The sequence below is a fragment of the Lederbergia sp. B243.17 genome (assembly GCF_057657925.1).
The window spans coordinates 1-15,545 of sequence record NZ_JBWBKF010000035.1; the positions used below are offsets into that span (position 1 = coordinate 1).

Consider the following 15,545-nt stretch of genomic DNA (forward strand, 5'->3'; position numbering starts at 1 on the left):
TGCACTTACCTGTTCGGACGAAAAAGTTACTTTGCTCATGTTATCCCCTAATCCCATATTCTTAATTTCAAGTATATAAAAAGCACCTGCAGGTTGAACACTCTTTTTTTCGAGTGTCCTACCTACAGGTACCACTTTAAAAGAGGCTTTACGCCTTTTTCCCCTCTTTTTGTGTGTTTCCTTGTTGGCCTTGCGCTTTTCGTGATGTCCAGCTCCGGGCGGCAGGGGCTCGAGGTCACAAGTCAAGAAGGAAGAAAGGCGGGAAAGCGCCTTTTTTCCTTCTCGTCTTGTGCTTGTCGCCCCTGACCAGCCGCCCTCCGCATTTCGAGGTGTCCAGCTCCGGGCGGCAGCGACTAGCAGACTTCGGAATTGCGTCTACGATAAGTCAACATCAGCTCCTTCGTCGCCGTGTTTCCTTTATCTCGTTACAATTCCTCCAGTCTGTACGTCGCTAAACGCCGCCCTCCGCATTTCGTGATGTCCAGCTCCAGGCGCCATCGGCTCGAGGTCGCTTCAGAAAAGATCAGGTGGATTGGAAATCATCCACCCGCTCTTTTCTTCCAGCGCTTGTCGCCGATAGGCAGGCGCCCTGCGCATTTCACTGTCCAGCTCCGGGCGGCAGCGACTAGCAGACTTCGGAATTGCGCCTACGATAAGTCAACATCGGCTCCTTCGTCGCCGTGTTTCCTTTATCTCGTTACAATTCCTCCAGTCTGTACGTCGCTAAACGCCGCCCTCCGCATTTCATGTTACCAGCCTCGCTCATACTGTACCGGTCCCTCGATCTCGTGTCTGAGTTCTTTTGCCGCGGTCCGTGGCCAGTATGGGTCGCGGAGGAGGACGCGGGCGAGGAAGATGAGATCGGCGCGGTCGTTTTGCAGGATTTCCTCAGCTTGGATGCCGGTTGTGATCAGGCCGACGGCGCCGGTTGGGATGTCAGCCGCTTTTTTGATATGTTCGGCAAGCGGCACTTGGTAGCCGGGGTAGACGTTGATTCTTGCCGGTACGACGGCACCGGAGCTGACGTCGATCAGGTCGACGCCCTGGTCTTTCATCCATTTTGCCATTTCCCCGTAGTCCTCTGCGTCGAGTCCTTCGTCATTGTAATCGCGGGCGGAGACACGGACGAGGAGCGGGCCGTCCCAGACGGTTTTCACTTCATCGATAACTTCCTTCAAGAAGCGGTAGCGGTTTTCTTGTGAGCCGCCGTATTCATCTTTCCGCTTGTTTGTCAGCGGGGAGAGGAATTGGTTGATCAGGTAGCCGTGGGCTGCGTGGATTTCGATGACATCGAAGCCCGCTTTTTTCGCCCGTACAGCTGCATCGCGGAAGGCGGCGATCGTTTCTTTGATCTGCTCTGTCGTCATTTCCTCCGGCTGCTTGTACTTGTCATTAAACGCGAGCGGAGATGGGGCGATGATGTCGCCTCGCAGCTCGGCTTTTCTGCCGGCGTGTCCGAGCTGGATGCCGATTGCCGAGCCGTGCTGCTTCACGAGCTTCACAATTTTGGACAGCCCTTCGATATGGTCATCACTCCAGATGCCAAGATCCTGGTGGCTGATCCGGCCTTGTTCCGTAACGGCGGTCGCTTCGACGATGATCAGGCCGACTTGGCCGACGGCACGGGTCGGGTAGTGTGTAAAATGCCAGTCGTTCGCCATTCCATCCTCATCCATGCAGGAATACATGCACATCGGTGCCATGACGATCCGGTTTTTCAGTGTGAGATCTTTCAATTTATAGGGTTCAAACAGTTTTGCATTCATTGGGATTCCTCCTTTGTCTTCTACAGGGATTATACCAACTGGGAAGGTAGGAATAACAGTTTCATGCTTTGGCGCTGAGAAGGGAACCTAACTTTTTCGACTGTTCGGCTGCCGCTTCAATGCATTCGATGAATGCCTCTTGTACATGCCTGTCGCTCAGGACGGCGAGACCCGCTTCTGTCGTGCCGCCCGGACTTGTGACGGCCCGGCGCAGATCAGCTGCTTCCTTGTCAGTCTGCTGGAGCATATCCGCTGCACCTGCAATCGTCTGGATGATCAGTTTTTTCGCGGTCTCCCTGTCCAAGCCGAGCTTACGGGCCGATGCTTCCATCGCCTCGACGATAAAATAAATGTATGCTGGTCCACTCCCCGACAAACCGGTCACCGCGTCAAGCTGGTCTTCCTCCACTTCCACGCTCATCCCGAAAGCCGAGAAGACCGAGTGGGCAAGATTGCGCTGTTCATCCTTGACCGCTCCGTTGCAGGCAATCGCTGTTGCGGCCTTGCCGACGGCTGCTGATGTATTCGGCATCGCCCGGATGATCGGCTGATCCTTGCCGATTTTGTCCTCTAAAAACGCAATCGAAATGCCGGCCATTACAGAAACGAACAAGGTCCTTTCTGCCATCTTTCCCTCCAGTTTTTCCAGAGCGTCTCCTGCATCCTTCGGTTTTACTGCAAAAATCAGCACATCCGATCCTTGCAAAAGCCTCTCCGTGTCATAGGTTGTGTTCACGCCGTACTGTTCATTCAGGAATTGCATCCGATCCTCATCCATCCGGTTCGTCATATAAATTTCGTCCGGACGGCAGATCCGGTTTTCGATCAATCCCGAAATCATCGCTTCTGCCATCGATCCGGCACCGATAAATGATATTTTCATCTTCCTGCCTCCATCTTTTTAAAAATACAAAAGCCCTTCCGTCCAAAAAGGACGAAAGGGCGAGCTTCCGTGGTACCACCTTCATTAGCTGCCAAATTGCACAGCTCTCTTAAGCCCGTAACGCGGGACGGGACGGCCGATTTCTCCGGCAGCTCACAGGCAGGTTCAACCAGACAGCGGATGGGGGACCTTTCAGCCGATGGATCCCGTTCTCTTTCATCAATGCCGGGTTTACTGATCCTGATCATTGCATTTCGATCAAAGTTTTATCTATGATTATGCTGATTTGAGCTGAAAATGTCAAGGGTGCCTGCCGCCTCTTTTCGATCAGAAATATACAAAAATAATGACTTCTCGATTCAAAATCGATACACTAAAGTTATACTTATGTTCATTCGCTATAGAAATATAACAAAAATAGAGGGATAACAATGACAAATTTGCAATCGGACATTTTAAAACTGGCGTTGCCGACCCCGTTTGCTGTCGGCGATGTCAATGTTTACATTATAAAAGGGGACGCGCTCACGCTGATTGACGCAGGGGTCAAGACAGAGGAAGCGCAGGCCTCGCTGGAACGGCAGCTTGCCGATCACGGCCTGTCGCCAAGCGATATTGAACAGGTGGTCCTGACCCATCATCACCCTGACCATATTGGGATGCTCGACCTCTTTTCCGCGGATGTGCTGGTTTTTGCTCACCAGTATGCGAAGCCATGGATCGAAAAAGATGAGACGTTCATCGCCTCCTACGACCGGTTCTATGAACAGCTATTTGTAGAATTCGGCCTTCACGGTGACTTTCCGCGGCTGCTGAAAGGGATGAAAGCCCCGCTCCGCTATGCAGGGACGCATGCGCTCAACGGCGAACTGAAGGAGGGAGATGCAGTGCCGGGACTGCCTGGCTGGACAGTGATTGAAACGCACGGACACGCACAAAGCCATCTCGCCTTTTACCGGGAAAAAGACGGGGTCCTCATCGCGGGGGACCATCTTCTTGCCCATATTTCCTCCAATCCGCTGCTTGAGCCGCCGCTTGTTGATGGAAAAGAAAGGCCGAAGCCACAGCTGCAATATAATGAGTCGCTGAAAAAAATGCTCGATGTTGACATCAGCACTGCCTTCACAGGTCATGGGGCAGATGTAAAAGATGCGCACAGCTTGGTTGAACGCCGCCTGAAGCGCCAGCATGACCGGGCCTTCCAGCTTGTGGAGCTTTTGCGGGGGAGAAGGCTGTCGACTTTCGAGATTACGAAAATGCTGTTCCCGAAAGTATTTGAACAGCAGCTCGGCCTGACCCTTTCTGAGACGACGGCCCAACTGGATTATTTATCCTCACTCGGTGCGATCGAGAAATCGCCGGATGAAAAGGGTGTCCTTTATTTTTCCAGCCCTAAGGAGACGGTGAAGGCATGAATGCAAGGCTGAAGGGCAAAACGGTCGTCATCACCGGAGCTTCCGGGGGATTGGGGGAGCAGATTGCCCGTAAATGTGCAGAAAACGGTGCGAACCTTTTCCTGCTGGCGCGAAACGAGGAGAGGCTTTCCCGGATTGCCGGGGAACTTCAGGAGCAGCATGGCATCCGCTGTGAAACGATGGCGCTCGATGTGTCCCGGTTCGAGGATATTCCTGCCGTGTTTTCCCGTATCTATGAACAGGCTGGCACAATCGATGTCCTCGTCAACAATGCCGGCTACGGGGTGTTTGCCCCGGCGCAGGATATCAATGCGGAAGAGGCGTCAGACATGTTCGCTGTCAATGTGGTCGGCCTGATCGCCTGTACGAAAGAAGTGATTCCGCATATGTGCGAGGCGCGCTCCGGCCATATCATCAACATCGCCTCTCAGGCGGGCAAGCTTGCAACGCCGAAATCGAGTGTGTACGCTTCGACGAAGCACGCCGTCCTTGGCTACACGAACAGCTTGCGGATGGAAATGAAGCTGTGCGGCGTCAATGTGACCGCCGTCAACCCGGGCCCGATCCGGACAGAGTTTTTCAGGACGGCAGACCCGGGCGGCTCCTATGAAAAAAATGTCGGCCGCTTTATGCTCGACCCCGTCCGTGTTGCTGGCAAAGTCGTCGATGCCATGCTCACACCGCGCCGGGAAATCAACTTGCCGGCCTGGATGAACTGGGGCGGCATCTTGCACGCCGTCATGCCGGGTGTTGTGGAAAAGCTCGGGGGACGTGCGTTTTATAAAAAATGATCAACACCTATTTGAAAATTCACTGAAGTGTAGTAGAATGGCTCTAATTCAAAAAGCGATGAAGAGAAGAGTATATGTGCTTGGGCAGGACAGAGAACTCCGGTAGCTGCGAAGGAGGATGCTGGAGTACATAGAAACAAGCCTTGGAGCTGCACATTGGATAGTCGATTGATAATGTGCCGGGATCTCCCGTTATAGAGATAGAGTATATCCTGCTTACATAGCAGCGTACTTGAAAAGGTTTTTGTGGCGACACAAGAACAAACTGAGGTGGCACCGCGAACTTCTATTATTCAGGGAGTCTCGTCCTCAAGTCTGATGACTTGGGGGTGGGCTCCTTTTTTGTTGTGGCAAATCGAATAGAGGAGGGAAAGTGTTGCGGAAAAGGATGAAGTGGAAAGACCCCGTATTTCTTTTGCTCGGCATTGGAATATCCAACTTAGGGGCTTGGGTTTATTTTATCGCACTGAACCTGATTGTCTTGGATAGGACAGGCTCCCCCTTGGCCGTGTCCGTTCTCTATATGCTTCTTCCAATCGCAGCTTTGTGCACGAACTTTTGGGCGGGAAGCTTTATTGATCGGCTGAATAAAAAGAAACTGATGATAGGTTTGGATTTGGTTAGGGCAGTCCTGATCTTCATGCTGCCCTTCATGGATTCACTGATTTTCATTTATTTGTGGGTTTTTATCATCAATATGGCGAGTTCCATTTTTGTGCCGGCATCCATGGCCTATATGACGGAGCTTATTCCAAAAGCAAATCGGCAGAGATTCAATGCCCTCCGGAATTTTATCAACTCAAGTGGTTTTATTTTGGGGCCTTCCGTCGCTGGTTTTTTGTTTATGATCGGCTCTCCATCCTTGGCCATTCAACTGAACGCCCTGGCATTATTGATATCAGCGATCATTATCTCGCTGCTTCCGTCATTGGAAGGAAAGGGAGGAACGGCCGCTGAAAAAGTAAGCATGAAAGTGATCAGGAATGACTGGAGAGAAATCCTCCATTTCAGCAGAGCAAACATGTATTTTACATTGGTATATGTTCTCGTTAGCGGAATTACAGTTTTCATGTCTGCCCTAGACTCACTAGAAGCAGCCTTTGCCACAGAAGTTCTTTTGTTATCGGAGAGCGCGTATGGATTTCTTGTAAGCGTGGCCGGGATCGGAATTGTGGCGGGCTCATTGACCAATGCATTATTTGCTGATCGCTTCAAAACAAATCTGCTGATTGGCTTTGGAGCTATTTTTACACCGCTAGGTTATTTGATTTTTGCTTTTTCACAGGACTTTACTTGGGCTTCTATCGGTTTTTTCACGTTAACGTTCGCTTTGTCATTTGGAAATACCGGTTTTCTGACCTTCTATCAGAACAACATACCGGTCCATCTTATGGGAAGATTTGCGAGTGTTTTTGGCATGGTGGAGTCGCTGCTAATTATTATGTTTACGGCCGCAATCGGCATTTTCGCCGAGCTGTACGAGATCCGGCTCCTTTATATGATCGGTTCCTTCCTCTTTCTGTTTTTAGGGTTGATCATCTGTTCTGCCGTTTTAAATCGGTCCACGAACAGCTTTTACTCCCAGGAGAATAACGGGTGAGCAAATGCCCCTGCTAAAAAATAACATTGATGCTTTTAGCATAGTCGGCTAAAATAGGGGGTATAATAGAACAAATGTTCGAAAGGAAGAGCGGGATGAAATATGAGGGCCTGCCGAAAGAGAAAATTTTATGCATCGATATGAAAAGCTTCTATGCCAGCTGTTCTGCCGTCATGATGGGGCTCGATCCGCTTACATGCCATCTGGCGGTGGTCGGCAACCTTGAGCAGCCCGGCAGCGTTGTGCTTGCCGCTTCCCCAAAGCTGAAACAGGACTTCGGCATCAAGACCGGCTCCCGCCTGTTCGAAATACCGAAAGATGAGCGGATCCAGCTTGTCGAGGCAAAAATGGCGACGTATTTGCGGGTCTCGATGGAAATCACGCGTCTGCTGCACCGCTATGTGCCGAAGGATGCGATCCATGTATACAGCGTGGACGAAAGCTTTATCAAACTCGATGGAACAGACCGGCTTTGGGGCAATGCGCTCCAGGTCGCAGAGAAGATCCGGGATGAAATCCTGAGGGAATTTCAGCTCACCTGCTCCATCGGCATCGGGCCGAACATGCTCCTTGCCAAGCTGAGCCTCGATTTGGAAGCGAAGAAGACCGGAATTGCCGAATGGACCTATGAAGTGGTGCCGGAAAAATTGTGGCCGGTCTCCCCGCTGCGTGAAATGTGGGGCATCGGGAGAAGGATGGAAAAGCGGCTGAACGGGATGGGCATCTTCACCGTCGGCCAGCTCGCCCATACGGATCCGGCCCTCCTCCAAAAGAAATTCGGCGTGATGGGCACACAGCTTTACAACCATGCATGGGGAATCGACCTGTCACAACTCGGCACAGCACCGATCATGGAAGGGCAGATCAGCTTTGGAAAAAGCCAGATTCTACTCAGGGACTATGAGGACAGAAATGAAGTCCGCCACGTCATCCTCGAGATGTGCGAGGAAGTGGGGAGAAGGGCGAGAGAGCGCAAAAAGGCGGGCAGGACGATCAGCCTCGGCATCGGCTACAGCGAACGCGAACTCGGCGGAGGCTTCCACCGCTCACGTTCAATCGACGAGCCGACGAACGCAACGATGGATCTGTACCGCGTCTGCCTAAACCTGTTCGACCAATTCGATACAGGCAGGGCCGTCCGGGAAATTTCAATCTCCTTATCCAACATTACCGACGACAACCTCATCCAACTGGACCTCTTCCAGCCGAACAAAATCCGCGAAAAAGAACTCGCCTATACCGTCGACCGGCTCCGCGCCCGCTACGGCTCCGCCGCCCTCCTCCGCGCCGTCTCCTACACCCCAGCCGGCACGGCGTTAAAACGGGCTAAACTGGTGGGGGGACATAAGGCATAGAAAAGCAGAGGCGGCCGTTTAGCGACGTACAGATTGGAAGGATTCTGACGAGATAAAGGAAACACGGAGACGCAGGAGCCGATGTTGACTTATCGTAGGAAGAATCCTGAAATCTGCTAGTCGCTGGCCGCCCGGAGCTGGACACTAGAAAAGCGGAGGCGGCTTGCTTAGGGGCGACAAGCATAAGAACGAAGAAGCAAAAGGCGCTTTCCAGCCTTTAGCTTCTTTGGGCTTATGACCTCGAGCCCCTAGCCGCCGGAGCTGGACAAAGAAAAGCGGAGGGCGCCTGTAGAAAACAACAGACTTTGGACAAAGGACAGGAGATGAGGCAATGATTCGCGATCGGGGGTTGATTAAATGGACATCAATGATGCTGCCGGAGCATGTAAAATTACTAAGGGAATATGATGAAAGTCTGGATAAAGTAGATAAGCCGGTTTTGGATGAACAAAAATATGAAGAATTTAATGAAGTGATCTGTAGGGCTATGGAAGAGAACATTACGCTGCAATTCACCTTCTATCAAGGGGAAATGAAGAAAGTTGTCGGTAACATTCATTATATCGATCAACTGAGAAAAGAATTGCGAGTTGTTGATGATGCGGCTGAGAAATATATTTTGAAATTAGAGGATATTATGGAAATTGAGCAATACTAAGGAAATACAAATTTTGGAAAGGGAGGAAAACCGGGTTTACAACGCTAAGCAATGCCAATATGTAAAAGCCCAATTTTTCAGGATTAACTTGAAAAATCGGGCTTTTTTATTCCGCCATCGCATCAAAAATATTAAAAAATAGTCGGTACCATTCCACCATCCATACGGATGGGAGAACCTTTAAATGCGGATGCATAAGGACTGCATACAAATGTAGTTAGTCTACCTATTTCAATTGGCCTGATAAATCGCTGTATTTCAGATTGCGGCAGGTTTGTAGTCATAAATTCTTTCTCTTTTTCTGAAAACGTCATATCAGCATCAGGGTAGATGCCTTCAATTATTTGACGAACATTTTCAGATAGTGTTGGTCCTGGCATGATTGTATTGACTGTAACCTCTGTACCTGTTGTTAATTTAGTTAGGCTTTTTGACAATGATAATAGCATTGATTTTGTCATACAATACTGAGGCATTTGTCCTGACGGCATGAGTGCTTCTTCACTCGCAATAAAAATAATGCGACCAAAATCGTTTTTTAACATTTTAGGTAAATAAAATTTTGATAATCCATTTGCAGCCAGAACATTGGTACGGAAGTATTTTTCCCATACTTCGTCGTTAATGTCCTCATATTGCATAATTTCATAAATGCCCATATTGTTAACTAAAATATCAATAGTAGGATATTTTTCAAATAAAGCTTCTCTTTGTTGAATATCGACAAGATCGGCTGTAGCATTTTGAGGAGAGGTAGCCGGGTAATCCGATTTAATTTCATTTACAATTCGTTCTACCTCTTCATCATTGCGTCCATTAATTAGTACATTGACACCTTCTTTGGCAAGCTCAATGGCAATTGCTTTACCTATGCCTTTCGTTGATCCTGTAACCAAAGCTGTTTTATTGTTTAATCCCATATCCATAATACATTTCTCCATTTCATCTACTTTTAAGGCAAAGTTAATTTATCGAATTTGTATCTAAATGTTCAGTACGCCAATTTGAGGGGGTATCGCCTTCCCAAATGCGGAAGGCGCGGTAGAACGAGTTCTGGTCTTCATATCCAATCATGAAGGCTACTTCTTTAATATCGAATGAGGGATCTGCCAGATACTCCCGAGCCAACTCATGGCGGACGTTTGTCAAAAGATGCTTAAAGCTCGTGCCTTCGTCAGTCAGACGTCGCTGCAAGGTGCGATCGCTCATCCCCAACTCGCTTGCGACAGTCTGAATGTCAGGGCGCCCTCCTGTGAGGCTGAGTTTCATCATCCACTTGACCATTTCGGTGAAAGAGCGACTGCGTTGCTGCTCATCCAACGATTTGTCTAATACGGGAGTCAGAACCTCCAGCAACTCTTCGTTGTACGAGACAAAAGGGAGGTCCAGATCTCCTCGGTGCAGCGTCAACCTGTTACCATTTGCGCCAATCCGGATAGGGCAGCCAAAGTATGCTTCAAGTGCCTGTATGTCGCCCATTGAGTGCGTAAATTCGACGGATTTCGCCATTAACGGTTGGCCTGTGCCCCGACGGCCAAGCTCTAAAAGAAAGGCCAGCGTGATTCCAACCAGCAACGGTGGACCTGATTGCTCGGTATACAGCCAATCTAGTTCAATTGTACAGTCCTCACCTCCCTCTGTTATACGTAAGCTTTCAGGGGGACACATTTGTTTGTACCGTGCCATTCGTTTTAGAGCGTCACGGTAGTCACGAGCATGGTAAGTCGCTAAGACTGTGGGTGGGTAATGCGCTGGTTCAAAGACAGTCGTAAGCTTGATAATTCCTTCGGCAGTGTCATCAACGAGATCCGAATATGCCTGCCAAATCGCAAAATATTGGACGGTGGTGACAAATGGATCTGTAATAATGGTCAATGGAAGCCGTGCTTTTCGAGCCACGTCGTGGGGGGCAATCCCTAATTGATGTATACCTGCCCAAAATCCCGCCGGCATTTTAATACGAGTATGAGACTTCATAATGGATCCTCCTTTAGCTATCTACACATTCACCAGTTTTAGCTGTGATTGTGTTCTGCCTAGTTAGCGGGACAGATATTATATTACTTATTCAATTTAGCCTTGTAACTAGCAGAGGGCGACATTTTACTAGCCAACTACGTCGAATAAATCCGTTAGTAATACGTAATGAAGCTGCCGTTTATACAGACAGCTTCATTAAAAAACACCTCAATAATCCTATTTACCTAATGGATTTAAAAATGTTATTTGTACCTGCATCAGAAAGCCGCTCATTATAGTCTTGGGCTTAATTGATCCAAGCATCAAATTCATTTACCTGGTATCAAGATGTCTATACTTTACAGTATTGCCCTTTAATAAAGAAAGGCGAAAGTATACTAGGTTTTAATAGAATTGTTTTCAAGTATAGAGTGGCTGGAAGAAAAAAGGAGCTCGATGAGGCAGCGGCCGAGGCAATGGAATTCGGAACAGAGTTGATCATCACTTTTTATACAGGCGGGCAGTATGCCGACATAAACGGGTTCATTCATTATGCCGAAGTTCAGGAGAGAGTCTTTTGCGTTGTGGACCGGGAAGGAGGCCCTCTTCATAGTGGGGTGTTGGAAGCCTGTATATCCTGCTCAACTGAGACGAGAAGGCTGTCTGACAGAATTTTCAATACGAACAAAGTCTTGGCCCCCGTTCAGGCGGGTCATTTTTTGGTTGCAAGGAAATATGCTGCTTGCAGCGGAACTGACTGAAATATCGCCTGTTTAATTGATAACCATTATCAATTGGTGTATGATAGATATAACATGCAATGGAATGGGGAGGACGTACAATGCAAATATACTGGACAAAAATAAATAAAATTATTGAAGAAACACCTGAGGTTAAAACCTATATGCTCGACTGCCCGGAAGGTTTTACATGGGAAGAAGGTTCACACACCCACTTTGCCCTTGAGGGTTTCAATGCCGGGGAGAAACCGAACCGCAGCCTGATCCGCCATATGTCGATCTCCACGTTGCCGCACGAAAATTCAATCGGCATTACGACACGTATCAGGGAACAGTGTTCTGAGTTTAAAACAGTTTTAAGAAATCATCAGGTCGGCGATGAAGTGGCGATCTTTAAAACGCATTCGAACGTACCGCTTAAACGTGAAGACAAAAACGTTTATCTGCTGTCATCAGGAGTCGGCTTGGCCACTTTCAGACCGATTCTGCTCGATTATTTCGATCGCGCAGACAACGTCAATCAAATCCATTCCCTGAACATCGATTCTTCAAGAAACTTCTTGTTCGCTGATTTATTTGTATCCTCACCAGAAAAGAAGTTCACCGCACAGTTCGTCGATAATCGCGGAGACTACTATGAAGAAGTGAAAAAACTTGCTGCAGACAAGGAAGGCCTCTTCTATGTGGTCGGCAGCGACGAATTCCTTAAGCAAAACATTAAAGTGCTGCTCGAGAAAGGCATCAAGCCAGAACAAATTATGCTCGACAAGCGTGAAAATCAGCTGCCTGAGTTTTTTTCATTTGATCTTTCGATTGAGGGAACAAACTAGAACTGGGGAAGCTAGCGGGAGCGACGGTTTCCACATAGAGAAAATGCCTGCATGGGAGGCATGCAGGCATTTTATGATACTTCATTCCAATCTCATTCGCCGTCTTTTAGGATCTGTTCGGCTCTTACACAAGAGTCGAACTGCCCCTTATGCGCGCCGTCACAGAAAGGCTTGCGACTAGAAAGTCCGCAGCGGCAAAGCGAAAAGGCTTGCTTTGTTTCGAATACATTTCCGTCCACATCGATGAGCTCGACATCCCCGGTTACCCGGTAAGAGCCGTTGTCCATCACTTTGATTTGTACCTTTGACATGTCCATTCCCCCTTTTTATGGTCAACTTAAATAGTAGGCTGTATTGGAGCCAATTGCAACTAGGCTCTAGTATCGTATGATATACTGCTGGAAAAGGAAGGTGACGATGATGGTAAAAACAATCGAGATGACGCCCAAAGCGGGGGAGAGACTGAGAAGCCAGTCCCCAGGCGAGGATTATCTTTTGACTTTGAAGTATGACATAGATGGCTGTGGCTGTGCCGTCAGCGGAATGCCCGCTCTCGCATGGGTAAAGAAGCAGGAAATCGATCCGGACGATGTCAAAATCGAAACAGGCGAGCTTCCTGTTTATATGAATAAAGAGAGAATGATTTTCTTTGACCCCGATATGAAAATCGATTACTTGGAAGAAAAGCAAACGTACAAGCTTTCCAGCCCGAATCAGATTTTGAACGGGCGGATGAGCTGCGCAGTCAGCAAATGAAAAATTTGAAGGAGCTTTCCGGCATTCGCGCCGGAAAGCTCTTCTTTTATTTGCCTTGCAGTTTCGGGGAACAGCGCCATGTCCTCATTTGAGGTATGGTATGATAAAGAAAATCGGAAAGAAAAGGAAATGACAATGACACTACAACAATTGAAATATGTAATAGAAGTGGCAAGGAGCCGTTCGATAAGCAAAGCTGCACAAAATTTATTCATTAGCCAGCCAAGCCTTTCCAACGCCATTAAAGAGCTGGAAAAGGAAATGGGCATTATCATCTTTTCCCGAACGAATAAAGGGATTGTGATTACTCCGGAAGGCTCGGAGTTTCTCGGCTATGCCAGGCAGGTGCAAGAGCAGGCCGAGCTTTTGGAAAACCGTTATTCCGATGCACAAACTCCTTCGCAGCAGCACTTTTCTGTTTCCACCCAGCATTATGCATTTGCCGTCAGCGCGTTTGTGCGTCTTTTAGAACAATATAATCGGGATGAGTATGAATTTACTTTGCGAGAAACGACGACGCACGAAATCATTGATGATGTCCATAATCTTCGCAGTGAGATCGGCATCTTATACGTAAATGATTTTAACGAAAAAGTAATTCATAAATTTCTGCGGGAAGGAAATTTGATTTTCCAAAAACTGTTTGATGCGAAGCCGCATGTGTTTATCAGCTCAAAAAATCCGCTGGCGAAGAAGGAGTACGTCACATTATCCGATTTAATTCCGTTCCCCTATCTTTCTTATGAGCAGGGAGATTATAATTCTTTCTATTTTTCCGAAGAAATTCTGAGTACACTGTCAAGGCCGAAAAATATTCGCGTTACAGACCGAGCCACATTGTTTAATTTGCTGATCGGATTAAATGGCTACACGATTTCCACTGGTGTTATCAGCAGCAAGCTGAATGGCGAGGATATTGTAGCCGTACCGCTAAAGGTGGATGAGCTCATCACGGTTGGTTATATTACACATAAAAACATGACAACAAGTCCGCTTGCTGATATTTATATTCAGCATTTAAAGGAATCGATTGAAGAAGAACGAAACTGTCATAGCTTGAAACTATAGCGAGCGATAGTTTTCCGGTGTTACTCTATAGGGAGGGCCAGATGCTACACTTAATGCAATATCATTCAAAAAGGGAGAGATTTCCATGAGTGTAGAAGTCATTGCTGGCAAAAGAACCGTGGCACCGTTTCGTTTTGATAATGTGGGAAGCTTTTTACGACCGGAAAAATTGAAAAAGGCACGTGCTGAATTTAAGGACGGCAACCTTTCTGAGCAAGAATTGAAGAAAGTAGAAGACGAGTGTATCATTGATTTGATTCAAAAACAGAAAGAAGTCGGCCTTCAAGCGATCACAGACGGAGAATTCCGCCGGTCTTGGTGGCATTTAGATTTCATGTGGGGACTGAACGGCGTTGCCAAGGCAGATGCTGAACAAGGCTATAAATTCCACAACGAAGTAACACGTGCGGAAACGGCTCGTCTTACAGGAAAAATTACTGGTGAAAACCATCCGTTTGTCGAACATTTTTCCTTTATTCAGCAATTTGCAACAGACAGCGTTTCAGCAAGGCAAACGATTCCGGCACCAGCTCAATTTTTAGCGGAACTGGAGCGTCCGGAAAATAGAGAGACAACGAGAAAGTTTTATCCGGATACAAATGAACTGGTAGAAGATATTGCGAAAGCGTATCAAACGGTAATCAAGGATTTATACGATGCCGGATGCAGAAATGTTCAGCTGGACGATTGCACATGGGGAATGATTGTCGATGAGAATTACTGGAAAGCACGTCAAGACAGCGCGACAGTAGAAGGAGTCGGGGAGCTGTACTTGCTTGTAAATAATCTCGCAATCGAAAACCTGCCTGAAGATTTAGTCGTCACTACGCATGTTTGCCGTGGAAACTACCATTCAACTTGGGCCTCTTCCGGTGGATATGACCCGATTTCAAAACTGCTGTTTGCAAAAGAGAATGTTTCTGCCTACTATCTTGAATTTGATACGGAACGGTCCGGCGATTTTGCGCCATTGAAAGATGTGAGCGATGATAAGTGTGTGGTTTTGGGCCTTTTCTCATCCAAAACAGGTGAATTGGAAGACAAAGCAGCAATAAAGGAAAGAATTGAAGAAGCTGCAAAGTTTGTAGATGCAGACCGGCTTTGCATTAGCCCGCAATGCGGATTTGCGTCTACTGAGGAAGGAAATATTTTAACAGAAGAACAACAATGGAACAAACTTCGCCTGATCAAAGAAGTGGCAGATGAAGTGTGGGGCTGATAAACGCTTAAGAGGAGAGGCTGGGACAAAACCCCCTCTAATCTGAAAAAAGCCGGCGAAATTTTACGATGAGTAAAATTTCGCCGGCTTTCATTATTTTTCATAAAAGATAAGGACCACTTCTGATAAAATTAAGTTACCACACCAAATCATATCAGAAAGAAGGGTCCTTATGTTTAAAAATTATAACATGAATCAATTGGTTTTGCCTTTAGATTTAGAAGTGAAACTACAAAATAATGATATCGCCTTCCACATCCATCATTTGGTCGAAAGCATCCCTGATGAAGCGTTCGAACCATTTCTCCGATATGAGGGCTGTCCTGCCTACCATCCGCGCATGATGCTTAAAATCATCTTATGCAGTTATACTCAGTCGGCATTTTCCGGGCGCAAGATCGAGGCGCTTCTCAAAGACAGTATCCGCATGATGTGGCTCGCTCAAGGACATGAACCGAGCTATCGTACCATTAACCGATTCCGTGTACAACCTGAAGTCAAAGAG

The 15,545-nt window shown here is 47.6% G+C and carries 16 protein-coding genes and 1 other annotated feature; of the genes, 11 read left to right on the forward strand and 5 right to left on the reverse strand.

The window, feature by feature from the left end; translation table 11 throughout:
* Positions 1-749 precede the first annotated feature (749 nt).
* Together namA and proC are read right to left on the reverse strand one after the other, a co-directional pair.
* Entirely contained in the window at positions 750-1,766 is a 1,017-nt protein-coding gene (gene namA, locus AC0TWI_RS05995; protein WP_488125431.1) for an NADPH dehydrogenase NamA, read from the reverse strand.
* A 61-nt stretch (positions 1,767-1,827) separates the two neighbouring features.
* Positions 1,828-2,649 (reverse strand): pyrroline-5-carboxylate reductase, encoded by an 822-nt coding sequence (gene proC / locus AC0TWI_RS06000; protein WP_488125432.1) that lies wholly within the window; start codon positions 2,647-2,649, stop codon positions 1,828-1,830.
* 431 nt (positions 2,650-3,080) lie between these two features.
* On the opposite strand from proC, the gene AC0TWI_RS06005 reads away from it, so the two are divergent.
* The 5 genes from AC0TWI_RS06005 to AC0TWI_RS06025 all read left to right on the forward strand — a co-directional run bounded on the left by AC0TWI_RS06005 (position 3,081) and on the right by AC0TWI_RS06025 (position 8,468).
* Positions 3,081-4,064: an MBL fold metallo-hydrolase gene (locus tag AC0TWI_RS06005; protein WP_488125433.1), complete on the forward strand. Its 984-nt coding sequence runs from the start codon at positions 3,081-3,083 to the stop codon at positions 4,062-4,064.
* On the forward strand, positions 4,061-4,855 hold the full coding sequence (locus tag AC0TWI_RS06010) for an SDR family NAD(P)-dependent oxidoreductase (RefSeq protein ID WP_488125434.1): 795 nt from the start codon (positions 4,061-4,063) through the stop codon (positions 4,853-4,855). Before AC0TWI_RS06005 ends, AC0TWI_RS06010 begins: the two co-directional genes overlap by 4 nt.
* A gap of 49 nt (positions 4,856-4,904) precedes the next feature.
* Positions 4,905-5,169, forward strand: a binding site (T-box leader).
* 62 nt (positions 5,170-5,231) lie between these two features.
* Positions 5,232-6,455 (forward strand): MFS transporter, encoded by a 1,224-nt coding sequence (locus AC0TWI_RS06015; RefSeq protein WP_488125435.1) that lies wholly within the window; start codon positions 5,232-5,234, stop codon positions 6,453-6,455.
* Positions 6,456-6,550: 95 nt separating this feature from the next.
* On the forward strand, positions 6,551-7,810 hold the full coding sequence (locus AC0TWI_RS06020) for a Y-family DNA polymerase (protein ID WP_488125436.1): 1,260 nt from the start codon (positions 6,551-6,553) through the stop codon (positions 7,808-7,810).
* A 331-nt stretch (positions 7,811-8,141) separates the two neighbouring features.
* The gene (locus AC0TWI_RS06025) at positions 8,142-8,468 is read left to right on the forward strand and encodes a YolD-like family protein (RefSeq protein ID WP_488125437.1); all 327 of its coding nucleotides are present in this window, start codon (positions 8,142-8,144) and stop codon (positions 8,466-8,468) included.
* A 131-nt stretch (positions 8,469-8,599) separates the two neighbouring features.
* Here AC0TWI_RS06025 and AC0TWI_RS06030 read toward each other — a convergent pair whose 3' ends face one another.
* Positions 8,600-9,394 (reverse strand): SDR family NAD(P)-dependent oxidoreductase, encoded by a 795-nt coding sequence (locus AC0TWI_RS06030; RefSeq protein WP_488125438.1) that lies wholly within the window; start codon positions 9,392-9,394, stop codon positions 8,600-8,602.
* Positions 9,395-9,431: 37 nt separating this feature from the next.
* The gene (locus AC0TWI_RS06035; protein ID WP_488125439.1) at positions 9,432-10,445 is read right to left on the reverse strand and encodes an AraC family transcriptional regulator; all 1,014 of its coding nucleotides are present in this window, start codon (positions 10,443-10,445) and stop codon (positions 9,432-9,434) included.
* 458 nt (positions 10,446-10,903) lie between these two features.
* Here AC0TWI_RS06035 and AC0TWI_RS06040 point away from each other — a divergent pair, with 458 nt between their 5' ends.
* Positions 10,904-11,188, forward strand: a complete 285-nt coding sequence (locus AC0TWI_RS06040; protein WP_488125440.1) for a hypothetical protein — start codon at positions 10,904-10,906, stop codon at positions 11,186-11,188.
* An 80-nt stretch (positions 11,189-11,268) separates the two neighbouring features.
* Complete coding sequence (locus tag AC0TWI_RS06045; RefSeq protein ID WP_488125441.1) at positions 11,269-11,997, forward strand: FAD-dependent oxidoreductase; 729 nt, start codon at positions 11,269-11,271, stop codon at positions 11,995-11,997.
* 92 nt (positions 11,998-12,089) lie between these two features.
* On the opposite strand, the gene AC0TWI_RS06050 is transcribed toward AC0TWI_RS06045, so the two are convergent.
* Positions 12,090-12,308 carry a CDGSH iron-sulfur domain-containing protein gene (locus AC0TWI_RS06050; protein ID WP_488125442.1) on the reverse strand — a complete coding sequence of 73 codons (219 nt, stop codon included), beginning with the start codon at positions 12,306-12,308 and terminating at the stop codon, positions 12,090-12,092.
* A 106-nt stretch (positions 12,309-12,414) separates the two neighbouring features.
* Between AC0TWI_RS06050 and AC0TWI_RS06055 the strand changes: the two genes are divergently transcribed.
* From AC0TWI_RS06055 to AC0TWI_RS06070, 4 genes are all read left to right on the forward strand, one after another.
* Positions 12,415-12,753, forward strand: coding sequence for an iron-sulfur cluster biosynthesis family protein (locus tag AC0TWI_RS06055; RefSeq protein ID WP_488125443.1), 339 nt, complete (start codon positions 12,415-12,417; stop codon positions 12,751-12,753).
* Positions 12,754-12,888: 135 nt separating this feature from the next.
* On the forward strand, positions 12,889-13,821 hold the full coding sequence (locus AC0TWI_RS06060; RefSeq protein ID WP_488125446.1) for a LysR family transcriptional regulator: 933 nt from the start codon (positions 12,889-12,891) through the stop codon (positions 13,819-13,821).
* Positions 13,822-13,906: 85 nt separating this feature from the next.
* On the forward strand, positions 13,907-15,040 hold the full coding sequence (locus AC0TWI_RS06065) for a 5-methyltetrahydropteroyltriglutamate--homocysteine S-methyltransferase (protein WP_488125444.1): 1,134 nt from the start codon (positions 13,907-13,909) through the stop codon (positions 15,038-15,040).
* 172 nt (positions 15,041-15,212) lie between these two features.
* The coding region (locus tag AC0TWI_RS06070; protein ID WP_488125445.1) for a transposase at positions 15,213-15,545 on the forward strand (333 nt) is incomplete at its 3' end.

Bases quoted from the DNA above. Each gene is read 5' to 3' on its own strand.
- namA (WP_488125431.1), bottom strand. From the start codon at position 1,766: ATGAATGCAAAACTGTTTGAACCCTATAAATTGAAAGATCTCACACTG.
- proC (WP_488125432.1), bottom strand. From the start codon at position 2,649: ATGAAAATATCATTTATCGGTGCCGGATCGATGGCAGAAGCGATGATT.
- AC0TWI_RS06005 (WP_488125433.1), top strand. From the start codon at position 3,081: ATGACAAATTTGCAATCGGACATTTTAAAACTGGCGTTGCCGACCCCG.
- AC0TWI_RS06010 (WP_488125434.1), top strand. From the start codon at position 4,061: ATGAATGCAAGGCTGAAGGGCAAAACGGTCGTCATCACCGGAGCTTCC.
- AC0TWI_RS06020 (WP_488125436.1), top strand. From the start codon at position 6,551: ATGAAATATGAGGGCCTGCCGAAAGAGAAAATTTTATGCATCGATATG.
- AC0TWI_RS06025 (WP_488125437.1), top strand. From the start codon at position 8,142: ATGATTCGCGATCGGGGGTTGATTAAATGGACATCAATGATGCTGCCG.
- AC0TWI_RS06030 (WP_488125438.1), bottom strand. From the start codon at position 9,394: ATGGATATGGGATTAAACAATAAAACAGCTTTGGTTACAGGATCAACG.
- AC0TWI_RS06035 (WP_488125439.1), bottom strand. From the start codon at position 10,445: ATGAAGTCTCATACTCGTATTAAAATGCCGGCGGGATTTTGGGCAGGT.
- AC0TWI_RS06040 (WP_488125440.1), top strand. From the start codon at position 10,904: ATGGAATTCGGAACAGAGTTGATCATCACTTTTTATACAGGCGGGCAG.
- AC0TWI_RS06045 (WP_488125441.1), top strand. From the start codon at position 11,269: ATGCAAATATACTGGACAAAAATAAATAAAATTATTGAAGAAACACCT.
- AC0TWI_RS06050 (WP_488125442.1), bottom strand. From the start codon at position 12,308: ATGTCAAAGGTACAAATCAAAGTGATGGACAACGGCTCTTACCGGGTA.
- AC0TWI_RS06055 (WP_488125443.1), top strand. From the start codon at position 12,415: ATGATGGTAAAAACAATCGAGATGACGCCCAAAGCGGGGGAGAGACTG.
- AC0TWI_RS06060 (WP_488125446.1), top strand. From the start codon at position 12,889: ATGACACTACAACAATTGAAATATGTAATAGAAGTGGCAAGGAGCCGT.
- AC0TWI_RS06065 (WP_488125444.1), top strand. From the start codon at position 13,907: ATGAGTGTAGAAGTCATTGCTGGCAAAAGAACCGTGGCACCGTTTCGT.